At 39.9% G+C, this 17,453-nt stretch carries 18 protein-coding genes and 5 tRNA genes; 12 read left to right on the top strand and 11 right to left on the bottom strand.

Annotated elements, in window-relative coordinates; translation table 11 throughout:
- Position 1 precedes the first annotated feature (1 nt).
- The 11 genes from I6E70_RS19305 to lolB form a co-directional block, all read right to left on the bottom strand.
- Positions 2–86, bottom strand: a tRNA-Leu gene (locus I6E70_RS19305).
- Between the two features lie 90 nt (positions 87–176).
- Positions 177–253: transfer RNA gene (locus tag I6E70_RS19310), tRNA-Met, on the bottom strand.
- Positions 254–258: 5 nt separating this feature from the next.
- Positions 259–333 (bottom strand) — tRNA-Gln (locus tag I6E70_RS19315).
- 39 nt (positions 334–372) lie between these two features.
- Positions 373–457, bottom strand: a tRNA-Leu gene (locus tag I6E70_RS19320).
- Positions 458–504: 47 nt separating this feature from the next.
- Positions 505–581: transfer RNA gene (locus I6E70_RS19325), tRNA-Met, on the bottom strand.
- 332 nt (positions 582–913) lie between these two features.
- The gene (gene ychF, locus I6E70_RS19330) at positions 914–2,005 is read right to left on the bottom strand and encodes a redox-regulated ATPase YchF (protein WP_007583951.1); all 1,092 of its coding nucleotides are present in this window, start codon (positions 2,003–2,005) and stop codon (positions 914–916) included.
- A gap of 53 nt (positions 2,006–2,058) precedes the next feature.
- Positions 2,059–2,643: an aminoacyl-tRNA hydrolase gene (gene pth / locus I6E70_RS19335; protein WP_007583954.1), complete on the bottom strand. Its 585-nt coding sequence runs from the start codon at positions 2,641–2,643 to the stop codon at positions 2,059–2,061.
- 19 nt (positions 2,644–2,662) lie between these two features.
- Complete coding sequence (locus tag I6E70_RS19340; protein ID WP_008171830.1) at positions 2,663–3,274, bottom strand: 50S ribosomal protein L25/general stress protein Ctc; 612 nt, start codon at positions 3,272–3,274, stop codon at positions 2,663–2,665.
- A gap of 149 nt (positions 3,275–3,423) precedes the next feature.
- On the bottom strand, positions 3,424–4,371 hold the full coding sequence (locus tag I6E70_RS19345) for a ribose-phosphate pyrophosphokinase (protein WP_007583957.1): 948 nt from the start codon (positions 4,369–4,371) through the stop codon (positions 3,424–3,426).
- A gap of 88 nt (positions 4,372–4,459) precedes the next feature.
- Positions 4,460–5,317 (bottom strand): 4-(cytidine 5'-diphospho)-2-C-methyl-D-erythritol kinase, encoded by an 858-nt coding sequence (gene ispE, locus I6E70_RS19350; protein WP_010554716.1) that lies wholly within the window; start codon positions 5,315–5,317, stop codon positions 4,460–4,462.
- A 2-nt stretch (positions 5,318–5,319) separates the two neighbouring features.
- Positions 5,320–5,907: a lipoprotein insertase outer membrane protein LolB gene (gene lolB, locus I6E70_RS19355; RefSeq protein WP_101164113.1), complete on the bottom strand. Its 588-nt coding sequence runs from the start codon at positions 5,905–5,907 to the stop codon at positions 5,320–5,322.
- Positions 5,908–5,990: 83 nt separating this feature from the next.
- On the opposite strand from lolB, the gene hemA reads away from it, so the two are divergent.
- From hemA to rlmM, 12 genes are all read left to right on the top strand, one after another.
- The gene (gene hemA, locus I6E70_RS19360) at positions 5,991–7,247 is read left to right on the top strand and encodes a glutamyl-tRNA reductase (protein ID WP_010554718.1); all 1,257 of its coding nucleotides are present in this window, start codon (positions 5,991–5,993) and stop codon (positions 7,245–7,247) included.
- A gap of 7 nt (positions 7,248–7,254) precedes the next feature.
- Complete coding sequence (prfA, locus tag I6E70_RS19365; protein ID WP_007583962.1) at positions 7,255–8,340, top strand: peptide chain release factor 1; 1,086 nt, start codon at positions 7,255–7,257, stop codon at positions 8,338–8,340.
- A 2-nt stretch (positions 8,341–8,342) separates the two neighbouring features.
- Positions 8,343–9,182 carry a peptide chain release factor N(5)-glutamine methyltransferase gene (prmC, locus tag I6E70_RS19370; RefSeq protein WP_010554719.1) on the top strand — a complete coding sequence of 280 codons (840 nt, stop codon included), beginning with the start codon at positions 8,343–8,345 and terminating at the stop codon, positions 9,180–9,182.
- A 54-nt stretch (positions 9,183–9,236) separates the two neighbouring features.
- Positions 9,237–10,781 carry a response regulator gene (locus tag I6E70_RS19375; RefSeq protein WP_007583964.1) on the top strand — a complete coding sequence of 515 codons (1,545 nt, stop codon included), beginning with the start codon at positions 9,237–9,239 and terminating at the stop codon, positions 10,779–10,781.
- A 29-nt stretch (positions 10,782–10,810) separates the two neighbouring features.
- Positions 10,811–11,185 carry a SirB2 family protein gene (locus I6E70_RS19380; RefSeq protein ID WP_007583965.1) on the top strand — a complete coding sequence of 125 codons (375 nt, stop codon included), beginning with the start codon at positions 10,811–10,813 and terminating at the stop codon, positions 11,183–11,185.
- Positions 11,186–11,334: 149 nt separating this feature from the next.
- Entirely contained in the window at positions 11,335–12,162 is an 828-nt protein-coding gene (locus tag I6E70_RS19385) for a tetratricopeptide repeat protein (protein WP_007583966.1), read from the top strand.
- Positions 12,163–12,176: 14 nt separating this feature from the next.
- A complete protein-coding gene (locus I6E70_RS19390; RefSeq protein ID WP_007583967.1) occupies positions 12,177–13,430 on the top strand; it encodes a DUF819 family protein in 1,254 nt (417 codons plus the stop codon).
- Positions 13,431–13,439: 9 nt separating this feature from the next.
- Entirely contained in the window at positions 13,440–14,294 is an 855-nt protein-coding gene (gene kdsA, locus I6E70_RS19395; protein WP_007583968.1) for a 3-deoxy-8-phosphooctulonate synthase, read from the top strand.
- Between the two features lie 121 nt (positions 14,295–14,415).
- Positions 14,416–15,318: a transcriptional regulator GcvA gene (locus tag I6E70_RS19400; protein WP_002958561.1), complete on the top strand. Its 903-nt coding sequence runs from the start codon at positions 14,416–14,418 to the stop codon at positions 15,316–15,318.
- Positions 15,319–15,320: 2 nt separating this feature from the next.
- Positions 15,321–15,956 carry an alpha/beta family hydrolase gene (locus I6E70_RS19405; protein ID WP_024593861.1) on the top strand — a complete coding sequence of 212 codons (636 nt, stop codon included), beginning with the start codon at positions 15,321–15,323 and terminating at the stop codon, positions 15,954–15,956.
- A 19-nt stretch (positions 15,957–15,975) separates the two neighbouring features.
- Positions 15,976–16,344 carry a DUF423 domain-containing protein gene (locus I6E70_RS19410; protein ID WP_165721404.1) on the top strand — a complete coding sequence of 123 codons (369 nt, stop codon included), beginning with the start codon at positions 15,976–15,978 and terminating at the stop codon, positions 16,342–16,344.
- 17 nt (positions 16,345–16,361) lie between these two features.
- Positions 16,362–17,447: a 23S rRNA (cytidine(2498)-2'-O)-methyltransferase RlmM gene (rlmM, locus tag I6E70_RS19415; RefSeq protein WP_007583974.1), complete on the top strand. Its 1,086-nt coding sequence runs from the start codon at positions 16,362–16,364 to the stop codon at positions 17,445–17,447.
- The last annotated feature ends 6 nt before the right edge of the window (positions 17,448–17,453 follow it).

Below are 17,453 nucleotides of genomic sequence, written 5' to 3' on the forward strand. Positions count from 1 at the left end.
ATGGTGCGGAAAGAGAGACTTGAACTCTCACAACCGAAGTTACTGGAACCTAAATCCAGCGCGTCTACCAATTCCGCCACTCCCGCATCGTTTGTACAATAAAGTACAGGTAGTTATTTTAAACTCTTCATTGAGCTGCAATTTAACTCTTGCAGAGCCATTTCTAAAAGAAGAAATGGTGGCTAAGACGGGATTTGAACCTGTGACCCCATCATTATGAGTGATGTGCTCTAACCAGCTGAGCTACTTAGCCATTGTTGGCTGGGATACCAGGATTTGAACCTGGGAATGCCAGGATCAAAACCTGGTGCCTTACCGCTTGGCGATATCCCAACAATAACAATTGATAGTTTTAATTCTTATCAAGAATTATGGTGCGGAAGGAGAGACTTGAACTCTCACATCCTAAGATACTGGAACCTAAATCCAGCGCGTCTACCAATTCCGCCACTCCCGCACACAAGGTAGTTATTTTAAACTCTTCATTGAGCAACAAAAAAATAATGGTGGCTAAGACGGGATTTGAACCTGTGACCCCATCATTATGAGTGATGTGCTCTAACCAGCTGAGCTACTTAGCCATCTTTTTTTGTTAGCACTTCATCGCTGAGTGCGGGGCGTATTATGCTGATATGACCCAAATTCGTCAACACCTTTTTTGCAAAAAAACACTTAACTGTGTTTGTTTGCAGGAAAATTAAGCTAACAGGCTAAAATTTAATAAAAATGCTGTTTTTTTAGCTGCCTTTAAGGCGCGGAATCTTAATTAACCCTGTACTTCTTTAATTAAGCGATATTACAAAGATAGACTAGTTGAGGCTAATTATTATTTTTATAATGCTTAAATACAAAAAAGGCTCGTAAAAACGAGCCTTTAAAAATTATTACCAAGTGAAATTGGTTTAATTTGTACTTATACGTTGAACAAGAAGTTCATTACATCGCCATCTTTAACAATGTACTCTTTACCTTCTTGACGCATCTTACCTGCTTCTTTTGCGCCACTCTCACCTTTAAAGGCAACAAAGTCGTCAAAAGCAATAGTTTGCGCACGGATAAAGCCACGCTCGAAGTCGGTATGGATTTTACCCGCTGCTTGTGGTGCTGTTGCACCTACAGGGATTGTCCATGCGCGTACTTCTTTTACGCCAGCTGTGAAATAAGTTTGTAATTGTAGTAATTCATAACCACCACGAATAACAAGGTTAAGACCTGGCTCTTCTAGACCAAGATCAGCCATAAACTCTAGCTTGTCTTCGTCATCTAGTTCTGAAAGCTCAGACTCGATAGCGGCACATACAGGAACAACAATCGCATCTTCAGCTGCGGCAATAGCGCGTACGCGGTCAAGGTATGGGTTATTTTCAAAACCATCTTCAGCAACGTTTGCAATATACATTGTTGGTTTAATTGTTAAGAAGTTAATAGAGCTGATTGCTGCTTTTTCTTCTTTAGTTAGTGCTAGACCACGTAAAGTTAAGCCTTCGTCAAGATGCACTTTTACTTTTTCAAGTACAGCATTTTGCTCTTTAGCGTCTTTATCGCCACCTTTTGCTTTTTTTGAATTACGGAAAAGGGCTTTTTCAGCGCTATCCATATCAGCAAGTACTAACTCAGTGTTGATTACGTCAATATCGTCAGCAGGGTCAATAGTGCCTGCTACGTGGATGATGTTTTCATCTTCAAAACAGCGAACTACGTGGCCAATTGCATCGGTTTCACGAATGTTAGCTAAAAACTGGTTACCAAGGCCTTCACCTTTAGATGCGCCTTTTACTAAGCCTGCAATGTCTACAAATTCCATACTGGTGGTAAGAACTCGTTGAGGATTAACTATTTTAGCAAGTTCGTCTAGACGAGGATCTGGCACAGGTACCACACCTGTATTAGGCTCAATGGTACAAAAAGGAAAGTTAGCGGCTTCAATACCCGCTTTAGTTAGTGCATTGAAAAGCGTTGATTTACCAACGTTAGGCAAGCCAACGATGCCACATTTAAAACCCATAGTAAGATACCTTGTTTAGAATTCGTTTAAACGGTGTACTTGGACCCAAGTTACTAGGGTTTAAACGAATGTAGTCTGTTTTGTGCTTTTAACACACCATCTTTTGCAAGTATTTCCATGCAACGAACTGCTTCATCAACAGCAGCATCCATTTTTTCTTGGTCTGCTTTGGCCGCTTTTCCAAGCACCCAACCAGTAACCATTTCACGATGCCCCGGATGACCTACACCAATGCGCAAGCGCATAAAGTCTTTTTGATTTGCCATTTTTGCAATAATGTCTTTTAAACCATTATGACCGCCATGCCCGCCGCCTTTTTTTAACTTGGCAACGCCTGGGTCTAAATCCAATTCGTCATGGGCAACTAAAATGTCCTCGACAGGGATTTTGAAAAAATTAGCTAAACTACCGACCGCTTTACCACTTAAATTCATGTAAGTAGTGGGGATCAATAATTTGAATTCTTGGCCTTGAATGATCACTTTGCCTGTAAGGCCGTGATATTTAGGATCGTATTTTAGGGTGCAGTTGTAGCGTGCAGCGATTTGCTCGATGAACCAAGCACCTGCATTGTGGCGTGTGTTTGCGTATTCGGGGCCTGGATTAGCCAGGCCCACAAGCATTTGAATAGAATTCAAGGTTGCGAGACCTTAAAAATTATTCTGCTGCTGCAGCGTCGTCTTCAACTGGAGCTGCTTTGTTTGCTTTGATAGTCAGGATAGACTGATCATGGCCTTCGCCTTTACCTAAATCTACAGAGCTAACGCCTTTAGGGAAAGTAAGGTCAGAAATATGAACAGAATCGCCAACAACAAACTTAGAAACATCTACTTCAATGAATTCTGGAAGTGCTTTTGGAAGACACGTAATTTCAACTTCAGTTAACTGGTGAACAACAGTTGCGCCAGCTTTAGTTACAATATCTTCACCGATGAAGTGAAGAGGAACTTTAGTTTGAAATTTATGAGTAGCATCTACACGTTGGAAATCAAGGTGAGTAAGCTTAGGCTTGAATGGGTGACGTTGGATATCTTTTAAGATTACTTCAACAGCTTCGCCATCTACGTTAAGCGTAAGGATATGCGTGTAAAAACCTTCGTCTTCTTGTGCTTTGATCATATCTTTATGAGCAAAAGTAAGAGATAAAGCTTCTTTGTCAGCTCCGTAAAGGATTGCAGGAACTTTGTCTTCGCGACGTAGGCGGCGGCTCGCACCAGTACCAGTTTCTACGCGAAGTTCAGCGTTATATGTATAAGTTTTGTTAGACATGATGTCTCCAGTTATTAAAATGTGTAGGGCCTTTGCGACCAAGGTCCCTAGCCAAAAGGCGCGCTATCATACCACCACGCCCAGACAAAATAAACATCGCTTACAAAAAAAGCGCCAAAAGGCGCTTTTATACTCAGGAATGTTTAATTTTAGTGTTCAAACATCGCTGAGATAGATTCTTCGTTACTAATACGACGAATAGTCTCTGCTAACATGTCAGCAAGCGTAAGTACCTTAATTTTATCAAGGGCTTTAAGCTCGTCAGATAGCGGAATTGAGTCAGTTACAATTACTTCGTCAATCATCGAGTCACGTAAGTTTTCTGCTGCTTTACCTGAAAGAATAGGGTGCGTTGCGTATGCAAATACGCGTTTAGCGCCATGTTCTTTAAGTGCTTCTGCGGCTTTACATAACGTACCACCGGTATCAATCATATCATCTACGATAATACAATCACGACCTTCAACGTCACCAATAATGTGCATTACTTGAGAAACGTTTGCTTGAGGGCGACGTTTATCAATGATTGCTAAATCGGTATCGTTTAGTAGTTTTGCAATTGCACGTGCGCGTACAACACCACCAATATCTGGAGATACAACAACGACGTCTTCAAAGTCGCGTTCTTTCATATCTTCAAGTAATACAGGGCTGCCAAATACGTTGTCTACTGGTACATCAAAGAAGCCTTGGATTTGTTCAGCGTGTAAATCAACCGTAAGAACACGGTCAACACCAACGCTTGATAAGAAATCGGCAACAACTTTAGCGGTAATTGGAACACGGGCAGAACGTACACGACGGTCTTGGCGCGCATAACCAAAATAAGGAATGACGGCAGTAATACGACCTGCAGATGCACGACGTAGAGCATCAACCATAACGATAAGTTCCATTAGGTTATCGTTTGTAGGGGCACAGGTTGATTGCAAGATAAAAACGTCCGAGCCACGAACATTTTCATTTATTTGAACACTGATCTCACCGTCGCTAAAACGGCCAACAACAGCATCGCCTAATTCAATATATAAACGTTTTGCAACTTTTTGAGCTAACTCAGGTGTTGCGTTACCAGCGAAGAGCTTCATGTCAGGCACGGTAGGGTTCCTCAGGCACTGAATATTTGGACTAACGAGCAATGATAAATACCACTGCGAGTTAACTTATGATTACTTGTACGTTACTTCATTGATCGAATATGGCGGTTAACTCCGTATGAGCAGGTGAGACATTTGCGCTTGAAGCCACAAAACCCTGCCAAGTATGGGGGAGATTTTCAAGTACATCTTGTGCTTGAACTTGACTAGCAAATTCGACAAAACAACATGAACCTGTTCCGGTCATCTTCGACGGTGCGTATTTTAGCAACCACTGGAGGGTTTTTTCAACCTCGGGGCAAAGCTTTTTAACTAAAGGCTCACAATCGTTGGTTAAAGTATGGTGTTTCCAATCGCCTATTATTTTTGGTGTGTCGCGTTTTAAATCTGGATGTGTAAATATTTTTGCGGTACTTACATGTTGGTTTGGGTGTACAACGCAGTACCATTTTTGTTCAAGTTTTACCTGGTGTAATTTCTCACCAATACCATGCGCTATGGCGCTTTGCCCTTGTATGAACACCGGAACATCAGCCCCTAATTTAAGTCCTAATTGGGCTAGGATTTCTAAATTTAGTTCTAATTTCCATAATTTATTTAGGGCTAATAAAGTACTTGCGGCGTCGGATGAACCACCTCCAACACCTCCGCCCATCGGTAAGCGTTTAATTAAATTTATTTTTACACCCAAAGAGGTTTTACAGTGTGTTTGTAATAATAAAGCTGCTTTATAGATGAGATTATCATTTAGGGGTATGTCTTTAGTATCACCACCGACAGAAATACCACCGTCTGTTGTTAGCTCAAAATGCAACTCATCACCAAAATTTAAAAAAGTAAATAAGGTTTCTAGTTCATGATAGCCATCTTCTCGGCGAGCATTAATATGTAAAAATAAATTGAGTTTTGCCGGGGCAATAAGTGAAAAAGAGGTTTTGTTATTCATACTTATTTAAACTGCCAATCGTAGAGTTGAATTTTTATTTTTATTTGTTGATGCTTTAACGTCAGTTTAGTTGGTAACCAGTAACCTGCGTTTTGTACGTAAGTGCCGTAATCTATTTGCCATTTCTTGCCTGTATTATCAAACCATAATACTTGCTTTGCACGACCTAGTTCATCAACGACTAAACTTTGATCGTCAATGGTGCCCTTAAGCCAGTTATCGGCGTTATCAACAGGGAGCGTAAAACCCGTTAAACGCTTTAAAAGCTCTGCAGCATTAGTATCAAAGTACTCATCGCCGTCAAACTCTAATTCAGCACCATTTGCTGTTTGTTTAAGCGACAAAATGCGCGTACCAATAAAAGTAGTCAGTATTAAATTATTGGAATTTGTTGTTTGCTGCCAATTTAAGTTTGCAGATTGACGCTCTTCTGGGCTTATAAACGCGAGTTTACCCTCGACCTGCCAAGTTTTTTGAGCAGCTAAACGTGGCTTCCAATCATCATAAAGTGTTGTTTTTGTATCAATTTGATGGGCACAGCCACCTAATAATAAAAAAAACATGAATAAAATCAAATATTGTCGAATCAAATGTTGTTCCTTACTTTCCATATTCCGCTGATTTTTGGTAAAATTACCGCCTTTGAAGTAGGGCTCAGCAATATTTGGCAAATATGACCATAATAGCACTAGGTATAAATCACAAAACCGCATCCGTAGAATTACGTGAAAAAGTGGCTTTTTCGCCTGAGCAAATTTCAGAGGCGTTGCAACAATTAAGTGGCCATGCCGACTTTAATGAAGCGGTTATTGTGTCTACCTGTAATCGAACCGAGATCTATTGTAGCCTCGCTCAGCAAAATTCCCAAACACTGTTAACGTGGCTTGCCAGTTTCCATGGTTTGGATGAACATGAACTGAGCAGCAATATATACTGCCATGAAGGTAATGACGCCATTAACCACTTAATGCGCGTAGCGTGTGGGTTGGATTCTCTTGTATTAGGCGAGCCGCAAATTTTAGGGCAAATAAAGCAATCGTTTTTTAGTGCTAAAACCCACGATGCAATAGGGGTTACTTTTGATAGGTTGTTTCAAAAAACCTTTTCGGTAGCAAAACAAGTTCGCACTGAAACAAATATAGGCGCAAGTGCCGTGTCGGTTGCATTTGCGGCTGTTAACTTAGCAAAACATATTTATGGCAAGCTTGATCAAACCAATGTGCTATTGATTGGTGCTGGTGAAACCATTGAACTGGTTGCTAAACATTTATATCAAAATGAGCCTAAAAAAATAACGGTCGCGAATAGAACAATTGAACGTGCTCGCAGTCTTGCTGATGAAGTGTCGGCAGATGTTATCGCACTTGCACAGTTACCAGAACGTTTACATGAAGCCGATATAGTCATTAGTTCTACCGCCAGTACTTTACCTATTATTGGTAAAGGGGTGGTTGAGCAAGCGCTTAAGCAGCGCCGTCACAAGCCTATGCTATTTATAGATATTGCGGTTCCGCGCGACATAGAAAGCCAAGTAGGTGAGCTAGATGCTGCCTATTTATATTCCGTTGATGACTTACAAACCATTGTAAGCGAGAATATGGCAGCGCGTGAGCAAGCTGCACAGCAAGCGCAAATAATTATTACTGAACGCACCAAAGAATTTGCAATGTGGATGCGCTCACTCGATTCGGTAGATTTAATCCGCCATTATCGAAATGATGTACAAACAATTAAGTCAGAACTTGTAGAGCGTGCTGTTAGTCAGCTAAATACAGGTAAAGATGCAGAAAAAATTATATTAGAGCTCGCCAATAAATTAACCAATCGCTTAATGCACGCGCCTACCCGTGCAATACAAGACGCAGCGAAAAAAGGTGAAGTGGCGCAGCTAAACCAGTTGAAAAAAATGTTAGGTATTGATCAGGAATAACCGTTAAATGAAAGAGTCTGTTTATAATAAATTAGAAACCTTAGTAGAGCGTTACGAAGAAGTACAAGCGCTACTAAGCGACCCGTCGGTCATTAGTGATCAAAATCGTTTTCGTGGGCTTTCAAAAGAATACTCTGAGCTTGAAGAGATTGTAAAAACGTTTTTAACTTACAAAGAAACGCAAGATGATTTAGCCAGTGCAGAAGAAATGCTTAAAGATTCTGACCCTGAAATGCGTGAAATGGCGCAAGAAGAATATAAAGAAGCTAAAGCACAAATTTTGGTAATTGAAGATCAAATTCAAGTATTAATGTTGCCAAAAGATCCGCGAGATAACAATAACGTGTTTGTTGAAGTACGCGCTGGAACAGGCGGTGATGAAGCGGCTATTTTTGCTGGCGACTTATTCCGTATGTACAGCCGCTATGCAGAAACTAAAAAATGGAAAGTAGAAGTTGTGAGCACCAATGAAGGTGAGCACGGTGGCTACAAAGAAGTTATTGCAAATATTAGTGGCGAAGGCGTTTACGGTCAATTAAAGTTTGAATCAGGTGTACACCGCGTACAACGTGTGCCAGAAACTGAGTCACAAGGGCGAGTTCATACCTCTGCATGTACTGTTGCGGTAATGGCGGAAGTACCAGAGGCCGAAGCGATACAAATTAATACCGCAGATTTAAAAGTTGATACATTTCGTGCATCAGGCGCAGGTGGTCAGCACGTTAATAAAACAGATTCTGCTATTCGACTTACACATATACCTACCGGTGTTGTTGTTGAGTGTCAGGATCAGCGTTCACAGCATAAAAACCGTGCTAAAGCGATGTCAGTACTTGCAGCACGTTTGCAACAGGCTGAAGATGAAAAGCGCCATGCGGCAGAAGCATCTGAACGTCGTGACTTAGTAGGTAGTGGCGATCGTTCTGAACGTATCCGTACTTATAACTACCCACAAGGTCGTATTACCGATCACCGTATTAACTTAACACTTTATCGTTTGAATGAAGTGGTAGCGGGTGATTTAAGCTGCGTTATTGACCCATTAATGCAAGAACATCAAGCTGACTTATTAGCGGCTATGGGCGACGAGTAATCGTGAGCCAAACTCTTGAACAAGCTATTGCTGCAGGCGCTAATTTATTAGCACCTAGCAGCGAAAGTGCTAAATTAGACGCACAAGTTTTACTTCTACATATTCTTCAAAAACCTCACAGTTACCTTTTTACTTGGCCAGAGCATGCGCTTAATGCCGAACAACAACAGCAATTTAATACCTTTTGCCAAAGACGTTTAAACGGTGAACCTGTTGCACATATTACGGGGCAACGTGAATTTTGGAGCTTATCGCTTGAAGTTAACGCAACAACTTTAATACCTCGACCAGATACCGAAACGTTAGTAGAACAAGCACTTGAAGTGGCTGTACCTGCTACAGCTAAAGTGCTTGATTTAGGCACGGGTACTGGTGCAATAGCGCTGGCATTGGGTAGTGAAATGCCTAATTGGCAAATTATTGCAGTAGATAGAGTAAGCGATGCAGTTGCACTGGCTACACGTAACCAGCAGCGATTGGCAATTAATAATGTACACGTTAAGCAAAGCAACTGGTTTAGCGAGTTACATGGTGAGAAATTCAACCTAATTGTCACTAACCCACCTTATATTGAAAGCAGTGATATACATTTAAATCAGGGCGATGTGCGCTTTGAGCCTTTGTCGGCATTAGTAGCTGATGATTGTGGAATGTCTGATATTAAACAAATAATTACACAATCACGTGACTATTTGTTATCTAGTGGCTATCTTTTAATAGAACACGGTTTTGAGCAAGGTGAAGCTGTTCGTCATTTTTTCAAAAAAATGGCATTTGTGAATATTAAAACAGTGAAAGACTTTGGTGATAATGACCGTGTAACGTTTGCACAGTGGCCCTAAAGAATAATAATTGCCTGCTAGTGCGTTAAATAATGCCATGAAGGAATTTCGACTATGATGGGTGATTTTTTATTTTCAGATGAGCCAGAAGAAGCAATCAATGAGATTGAACTCGGTACCTGGAAAGTATTAATCGTTGATGATGAACCTGAAGTTCATGCTGTTACAAAACTAGCGTTGAGTGATTTTGAGTTTCAAAATAAACGCTTAGAATTTATTAGTGCGTACTCAGGTGCTGAAGCAAAAGAGCTTGTGAAAGAGCATCCAGATGCAGCCATTGTACTACTTGATGTAGTAATGGAGACCGATGATGCCGGTTTGCAAGTTGCTAAGTTTATTCGTGAAGAAGCTAAAAATAATCATATTCGAATTATTTTAAGAACGGGTCAACCTGGTCAAGCACCTGAACGACAAGTAATTATTAATTATGATATTAACGATTACAAATCTAAAACAGAGCTAACGGCTCAAAAGTTATTTACTGTTATTATGTCGAGCCTGCGTTCGTATCGGGATATTATTTCGATTGAGCAGTCACGCGAGGGGCTTGAGAAAATAATTATAGCGTCCCGTGATATTTTTTCTGCGCATTCAATAGAGCACTTTATTGAAGGCGTTATGCAGCAGTTAACTTCTTTACTCGGTATTGCTGATCAAGCTATGTATGCAACTACTTTAGTTGCGCAAAATCCTGAAGCACAAAATAATAAAAAATTAATTGTTTGCTCGGGTACGGGTGACTTTGAAAAAAGTGAAGGTAAAGAGCTCGATGAGGTATTACAAGCTGAACAGTTAAGTGCATGTCATCAGGCGCTTAATGAAAAAAGCATTATTTATAAAGATAACTACTTATTTGCGTATTGTAGCAGTGAGTACAATCATAATTCGATGCTATTTATATCAGGTATTCCAAAGGATTTAACGGATACTCAGCGCCATTTAATTAAGATTTTTTCTCAAAACGTGCAACTTGCGTTTGAAAATGTACAACTTCAGTCTGAGATAGAAGCAACGCAACAAGAGCTTGTTTACAGGTTAAGTGAAGCGGTAGAGCAACGCTCAACAGAAACGGGTAATCATGTTAAGCGTGTAGCACATATTTGTCATATATTGGCACAAGGGTATGGCTTATCTAAGCATGATGCTGATTTAGTAAGGTTGGCGTCGCCTCTTCATGATGTAGGCAAAGTGGGCATTCCTGATGCGGTATTAAATAAACCAGCAAAGTTAGACGCCCAAGAATGGGAAGTGATGAAAACCCATACTGATAAAGGCTATACTATTTTAAAAGACTCGCCGCATGAGATTGTTAGTGCAGGCGCAATTATTGCAAAAGAGCATCATGAAAAATGGGATGGCTCTGGTTACCCACAAGGTTTAAGCGGAAACGCAATTAATGTATTTGGTCGTATAGTTGCACTTGCTGATGTATACGATGCACTTCGCCATAAACGATGCTATAAAGAACCTTGGACACTGCAAAACGTAGTTGATGAAATTAACGCTCAAAAAGGCACACACTTTGAACCAAAATTGGTTGAAGTATTTAACGAGAAGCTTGATGAGTTAGAAGCGGTTCTTAACCGTTTTCCTGATTAAATTTTTATAAAACAGAAGTACAGGGGCATATGGATTATTTAGCAGTAAAGCATTCACACATGGCAATTGCGATGTTGAGTGTGATTTTATTTTATGTTCGCGCATTTTCGCGAATGGGCAGTGGTAAATTAGCAAAAAATAAAGCGGTAATGATTGGTAGTCATAGTATAGATACTTTGTTATTAGTGTCTGCACTTACGCTTATATTTATGGCCAAAATTAACCCGTTTGAACAATATTGGCTATTAGAAAAAATAGTTTTAGTGGTTATATATATTGGTATTGGGGCTAAAAGCGCCAGACAAACTAAAATGACGGCTAAAGTTGCTTACGTTTTAGTTAACACTGCTGTTATTTTAGCGATAGGTTATTTAGCGACGTCTAAATCAGCTTTTTTGCTTTAAGTAATACCTGACTATTTGAGCTTTATAGCTGTTTTATAAAGCTCAAATACGACTCCCTCTCAGAAAATATTCAAAAACATCTCTATATTGGTATATAGCTTTAAAGTTAGGTAAACTACGCCTTCGTTTTCTAAAATGTTGCAGTATTAATGACTACCCTCGGGTTTGACGAACACGATGAATCTTATCTTGATGATGCTTACGATGAATTTACACCTCCAGCGATTTACCGCTGTATTAAAGCAGAGTCAAAATGGGACCCTCAGATAGATTTAACACCATGTTATGAAACTTTAACTGACTTTGAACAGCAAATTTCAGCGCTGTGTTTAAAAGTGAGTGATGAGCACGATCGCTTCGAAAAATTATTAGATATGTTTTACAGCGATTGGCTATTTAGTGCCTCAGGCTTAAAAGTGCCAGAATACAAATTAAATACATTAAGCTATACGCTTTCTATGCGTAGTGGCTCACCAACAACGCTTGCAATTATACTTTGTCACTTTTTACAACAAGCTAACTTTGATGCAAATCTTAGTCTTACGCTGGGTGATGTTGGTGTTCATGTGGCGATAAGTGATGAAGAGGGCTACATAATTGAGCCAAGCAGCGGGCAACAAAGCTGGTATATCATCCCTGAAAACGCAGATGAAGATGATGGGCAAGAACAAGAGCCTTTAGAGTTAATTTTTGATGACGAAGTATATAAGCTATTTTTAGCTCAGCAAAAATGGTCTTTCATTAGCGAAAACAAATTTGGTCATGCTTTGACCTGTGTAGAGATGCTAATGGAGCTAATAGGCGACGACCCGTATGAGAGACGCGACAGAGGTTACTTATTAAATCAGCTCGGTTGCCCTAAAATGGCACGTGATGATTTACAGTTTTTTGTCGATGAGTGTCCGGACGATCCTGCAATAGAGATTATTCAACACCAAATAGAAGAACTAGAAGATAATAATAAAACGCACCATTAAGAATAGGAATAATTATGGTTGAAACTCAAAGCGCATTAATTACAAATGATGCCGTTGTGCTTGGTTTGCTTGCTATTATTTTGGGGTTTATTTTTAAAACCTCAAACAGTGAGCGTCCAGCTTTAAAACGATTTTATAAATACGTACCTGCTTTACTACTGTGTTACTTTTTACCTTCGTTATTAAATACCTTTGGTATTGTAGACGGTAATAAATCCAATGTTTATTATGTGGCTTCGCGCTACTTACTGCCTGCTTGTTTAATACTGCTTACCATTAGTATTGATTTAAAAGCTATTATTAACTTAGGCCCTAAAGCGCTCATTATGTTTTTAGTGGGTACATTGGGCATTGTTATTGGTGGGCCATTAGCTATTTTAGTAGTGAGTGCATTTGACCCAAGTATTGTTGGTGGTCATGGGCCCGATGCAGTATGGCGCGGTATGACAACCGTTGCGGGTAGCTGGATTGGCGGTGGTGCTAACCAAGCATCAATGAAAGAGATGTTTGAAGTTGGTGGTGATATATTTTCTGTAATGATTACAGTAGATGTAATAGTCGCGAATATTTGGATGGCTGTTTTATTGTTAATGGCAGCAAACCATAAAAAGATTGATGCAGCTACGGGTGCTGATACAAGCGCAATTGAAGATTTAAAAAAACGTGTTGAAGCCTATCACGCTGAACATGCCCGTATTCCTACTCTTAACGATTATATGACGCTGCTTGCAATTGCATTTGGTATAACCGGTTTAGCGCATTTTTGTGCTGACTTTTTAGGTCCGTACTTTGGCACTACTTATGAATGGGCAAAAGAATACAGCTTAAACAGTAAATTCTTTTGGCTAATTGTTATATCAACAACGATTGGCATAGGCTTATCGTTTACTAAAGTTAGACAAATAGAAGCGTTTGGCGCTTCAAAAGTAGCCTCTAGCTTTTTGTATATTTTAGTTGCATCGATTGGTTTGCATATGAATGTAACCGCTATTTTTAATAACCCAGGGTTATTTTTAGTTGGTGCCATTTGGATGTTAGTGCATGCAAGCATAATGTTAGTAGTAGCTAAACTAATTAAAGCACCGTTATTTTATATGGCAGTGGGCTCGCAGGCTAATGTGGGCGGTGCAGCGTCTGCACCTGTTGTAGCATCAGCATTTCACCCTTCGCTTGCGCCTGTTGGTGTCCTGTTAGCTGTACTGGGCTATGGTGTGGGTACTTATATGGCTTATATTTGTGGATTAATGATGCAAGCAGTTGCACCGTAAGGAATTTAAATGAAAGACCAAATTATTAAAATTAATGAAATTGAACTAGCAAACAACAAACCGTTTGTATTGTTTGGTGGTATTAACGTATTAGAATCTCGTGATTTAGCAATGCGTGTTGCAGAGCATTACGTAGAAGTTACGACGAAACTCAATATTCCTTATGTATTTAAAGCGTCATTTGATAAGGCTAACCGTTCTTCAATCAATTCGTACCGTGGTCCTGGTATGGAAGAAGGTTTAAAAATATTTGAAGAGATTAAAAAGACTTTCAACATACCGCTTATTACTGATGTACATGAACCGCATCAAGCAGCACCTGTTGCTGAAGTTGTTGATGTAATTCAGTTACCAGCCTTTTTAGCACGTCAAACAGATTTAGTTGTGGCGATGGCTAAAACAGGTGCAATTATTAACGTGAAAAAACCACAGTTTTTAGCGCCGCATGAAATGCGCCATATCATTACTAAATTTAATGAAGCGGGTAATAATAACATCGCACTTTGTGAGCGTGGTTCTAGCTTTGGTTACAACAACCTAGTGGTTGATATGCTGGGTATGGATGACATGAAAGCAATGGCGCCTGTTATTTTTGATGCAACACATGCGCTACAACGCCCTGGTGGACGAGCTGACTCTGCTGATGGTCGTCGTGCACAAGCAGCAGAGCTTGCACGTAGCGGTATGGCGCTAGGTATTGCAGGTTTATTTATTGAGGCGCATCCAAACCCTAACGAAGCTAAATGTGATGGCCCATGTGCGCTAGCGCTTAGTAAGTTAGAAGGGTACTTAACGCAAATGAAAGCGGTTGATGATTTAATTAAAAGCTTTGCCCCACTTGATACAAGTGCAAGCGATTTATAATTAAGCATGATGTTTATTAAAAAGCGACTCAGGTCGCTTTTTTTATGCCTTTAATATACACAAACTTATATGATGTATATAATCTCACGCATAAGAAAAACTAATTCTAAGCTTGGTTATTATGTCAAGACGGGTACCTCCATTAAACGCATTAAAAGCCTTTGAAGCGGCTGCGCGTCATTTAAGTTTTACTAAGGCTGCAGAAGAGCTCTATGTAACGCAGGCGGCAGTAAGTCATCAAATAAAAACACTTGAAGAGCATTTAGGTTTAAAGTTGTTTTTACGTAAAAACCGCTCATTATTATTAACTGAAGAAGGCCAAGGCTATTTTTTAGATATAAAAGAGATTTTTACTCAGCTTATTGATGCAACTGAAAAGCTATTAGCCCGTGGTGCTAAGGGCTCATTAACAGTTAGTCTAACACCAAGTTTTGCTATTCAGTGGTTAGTGCCTCGTTTGAGTTTGTTTAATGAGTTACACCCAGAGATAGACGTGCGAATAAAAGCACAAGATCAAGATGAAAACTCACTGACTGATGACGTAGATATTGCTATTTACTATGGAAGAGGTCATTGGAATGGCGTACAAGCGTACAAACTTCATACCGAGTATTTAGTACCACTTTGTAGTCCTATGTTATTAAGCGGATTAAAGCCGCTTGATCAACCTAGTGATTTAGCGCATCACACCTTATTGCATGACACCACACGTAAAAACTGGAAAACGTGGATGAAAACTGCAGGCGTGCGTAACATTCAGGTAAATCAAGGACCTATATTTAGTCACTCATCAATGGTGTTACAAGCTGCAGTACATGGGCAAGGTGTGGCAATCGGTAATAGTGTATTAGCTAAACCCGACATAGATGCGGGGCGTTTGGTTATTCCGTTTAATCACAGTCTAGAAAGTAAAAATGCATATTACTTAGTGCTTCGCGAATCGCAAACCGAGCTTGGTAAAATAGTTTCGTTTAAAGAGTGGATGCTGAGCTTAGTAGAGCATGAGCAAGAACATGAGTATTAATAATGATTGAATGGTTTAAAAGCACCGCACAACCTGCAATTGCACAGTTTATATTTGCGCATGGTGCAGGTGCCGGTAGCGATTCTGACTTTATGCAACATATGGCAAAATTAATAAGCGAGCAAGGTGTTGATGTTGGTTTATTTGATTTTGAATATATGCAAATTGCTAAACAAACTAATAAACGTAGGCCTCCTGAGCGAGCGCCAAAGCTACTTATTTATTATGAGCAAGTGCTTGGTCAGGCGCAGCCAGATTTACCGTTATTTATAGGCGGTAAATCGATGGGCGGACGCATGGCATCAATGCTTGCGTGCAGCACAGAGCAAAGACTTTCGGGTGTTATTGTATTTGGTTATCCATTTCATCCGCCGGGTAAGCCAGAAAAGTTACGCACCGATCATTTTGCTGATATTGTTTGCCCTTTTTTAGTATTACAGGGCGAGCGAGATACATTTGGTACACGTGAAGAACTGCTTACTATGGAAATGCCAAAACAGCCTTTACTCACATGGCTGACTGATGGCGATCATTCATTAAAACCACGTAAAAAAAGTGGCGTAACTGAACTGCAAAATAGAGAAACAGCAGCGTTAAGTGCCGTTGAATTTATTAAGCAACAAGTAGAGATGTGTTAAGACTCGATTAGGGGATTAGATGATTAAATTATTTTTAATGGCCGGCAGTATTTTTTGTATGCTCTCGGTTATGTTAGGTGCATTTGCTGCCCATGGTTTAAAAAGCCGTTTATCGGAGTATTCATTAGGGGTTTTTAAAACAGCTGCTGAGTATCAAATGGTGCATGGCCTTGCACTTATTACGGTGGCTATTTTAATTAAATGGGGCATAAACCTGAGTTGGGCTGGTGGCTTTTTTATAACGGGCACACTACTTTTTAGTGGCAGTTTATATTTACTCGCTCTAACAGATATGAAGTGGCTAGGGCCGATAACACCGCTTGGTGGATTGTGCTTTATTATTGGTTGGATTGTTATTTTAGTGCAAGTCGCACGATTTAAGTTTTAAAGAGTTTAAGGGTTAATATGTCTAGTGTTGTGATTTATTGTCGTAGTGGTTTTGAAAGCGATGCCGCTGCTGAAATAACGTTTCATGCTGCAGAGCAGGGTTTTGCAGGGTATGTAAAAGCAAAGCCAAATACAGGTTATGTTGTTTACGAATGTTTTGAAGCGCATCACAGCGACGAAATAATCAAAAAAGTCGATTTTAAAAATATGGTGTTCGCGCGCCAATGGTTTGCCGGTACATTACTTGAAAATATGCCAGTAGAGGACCGTGTAAGTGCAGTAGTTGAAGCTGCTAAAGATTTTACATTGTGCTCAGAGCTGCGCGTAGAAACGCCAGATACAAATGAAGGCAAAGAGCTTTTAACGTTCTGTAAAAAAATATCAACGCCGCTTAAAAAAGCCCTCGAAAAACAAAATACAGTACTGCGTGAGCCAAAAGCAAACCGCCCAGTAATGCATGTCATGTTTTTAACAAACAATACGGCTTATGTTGGTTACTCGTATAGCTTTAATAATTCTCCATTTTTCATGGGTATTTTACGCCTTCGTATGCCAAGCGATGCACCGAGTCGTTCAACGTTAAAACTCGACGAAGCGTTTAATGTATTTATTCCTGAGCAACAACGTGAATCACGCGTGGCAGCAGGTATGCGCAGTGTTGATTTAGGTGCATGCCCGGGTGGTTGGACTTATCAGCTTGTACGCCGAGGTATGTTTGTAAGTGCTATTGATAACGGCCCAATGAATGACGATTTAATGCAAACGGGTCAAGTTAAACATTTTAGAGCAGATGGTTTTAAATATCGCCCAGAAAAAAGAAATATTACTTGGTTAGTGTGCGATATGGTGGAAAAACCAACCAAAGTGACTACGCTAATGATTGACTGGGCAGTAAATGCATACGCAAAAGAGTTTATATTTAACTTAAAACTACCTATGAAAAAACGCTTTGATAGTGTTTATGAATGTCTTTCGATGATAAGAAAAGAGCTTGAGAAACATAGCATTAATTACGAGTTACAAGCTAAACATCTCTATCATGATCGTGAGGAAATAACCGTTCATTTAAACGTTACTAAGGTGCCACAAAATTTGTATAGTTAATATGTA

Origin of the sequence: Pseudoalteromonas sp. NGC95, assembly GCF_015864705.1 — a bacterium.
Lineage (GTDB): Bacteria > Pseudomonadota > Gammaproteobacteria > Enterobacterales > Alteromonadaceae > Pseudoalteromonas > Pseudoalteromonas arctica.

Excerpts from the sequence above, each read along its gene's own strand:
- I6E70_RS19385 (WP_007583966.1), top strand. The coding sequence starts at position 11,335 with ATGACTACCCTCGGGTTTGACGAACACGATGAATCTTATCTTGATGAT.
- kdsA (WP_007583968.1), top strand. The coding sequence starts at position 13,440 with ATGAAAGACCAAATTATTAAAATTAATGAAATTGAACTAGCAAACAAC.
- I6E70_RS19410 (WP_165721404.1), top strand. The coding sequence starts at position 15,976 with ATGATTAAATTATTTTTAATGGCCGGCAGTATTTTTTGTATGCTCTCG.
- hemA (WP_010554718.1), top strand. The coding sequence starts at position 5,991 with ATGACCATAATAGCACTAGGTATAAATCACAAAACCGCATCCGTAGAA.
- I6E70_RS19375 (WP_007583964.1), top strand. The coding sequence starts at position 9,237 with ATGATGGGTGATTTTTTATTTTCAGATGAGCCAGAAGAAGCAATCAAT.
- I6E70_RS19380 (WP_007583965.1), top strand. The coding sequence starts at position 10,811 with ATGGATTATTTAGCAGTAAAGCATTCACACATGGCAATTGCGATGTTG.
- ispE (WP_010554716.1), bottom strand. The coding sequence starts at position 5,317 with ATGAATAACAAAACCTCTTTTTCACTTATTGCCCCGGCAAAACTCAAT.
- I6E70_RS19340 (WP_008171830.1), bottom strand. The coding sequence starts at position 3,274 with ATGTCTAACAAAACTTATACATATAACGCTGAACTTCGCGTAGAAACT.
- rlmM (WP_007583974.1), top strand. The coding sequence starts at position 16,362 with ATGTCTAGTGTTGTGATTTATTGTCGTAGTGGTTTTGAAAGCGATGCC.
- prfA (WP_007583962.1), top strand. The coding sequence starts at position 7,255 with ATGAAAGAGTCTGTTTATAATAAATTAGAAACCTTAGTAGAGCGTTAC.
- I6E70_RS19400 (WP_002958561.1), top strand. The coding sequence starts at position 14,416 with ATGTCAAGACGGGTACCTCCATTAAACGCATTAAAAGCCTTTGAAGCG.
- I6E70_RS19390 (WP_007583967.1), top strand. The coding sequence starts at position 12,177 with ATGGTTGAAACTCAAAGCGCATTAATTACAAATGATGCCGTTGTGCTT.
- I6E70_RS19405 (WP_024593861.1), top strand. The coding sequence starts at position 15,321 with ATGATTGAATGGTTTAAAAGCACCGCACAACCTGCAATTGCACAGTTT.
- ychF (WP_007583951.1), bottom strand. The coding sequence starts at position 2,005 with ATGGGTTTTAAATGTGGCATCGTTGGCTTGCCTAACGTTGGTAAATCA.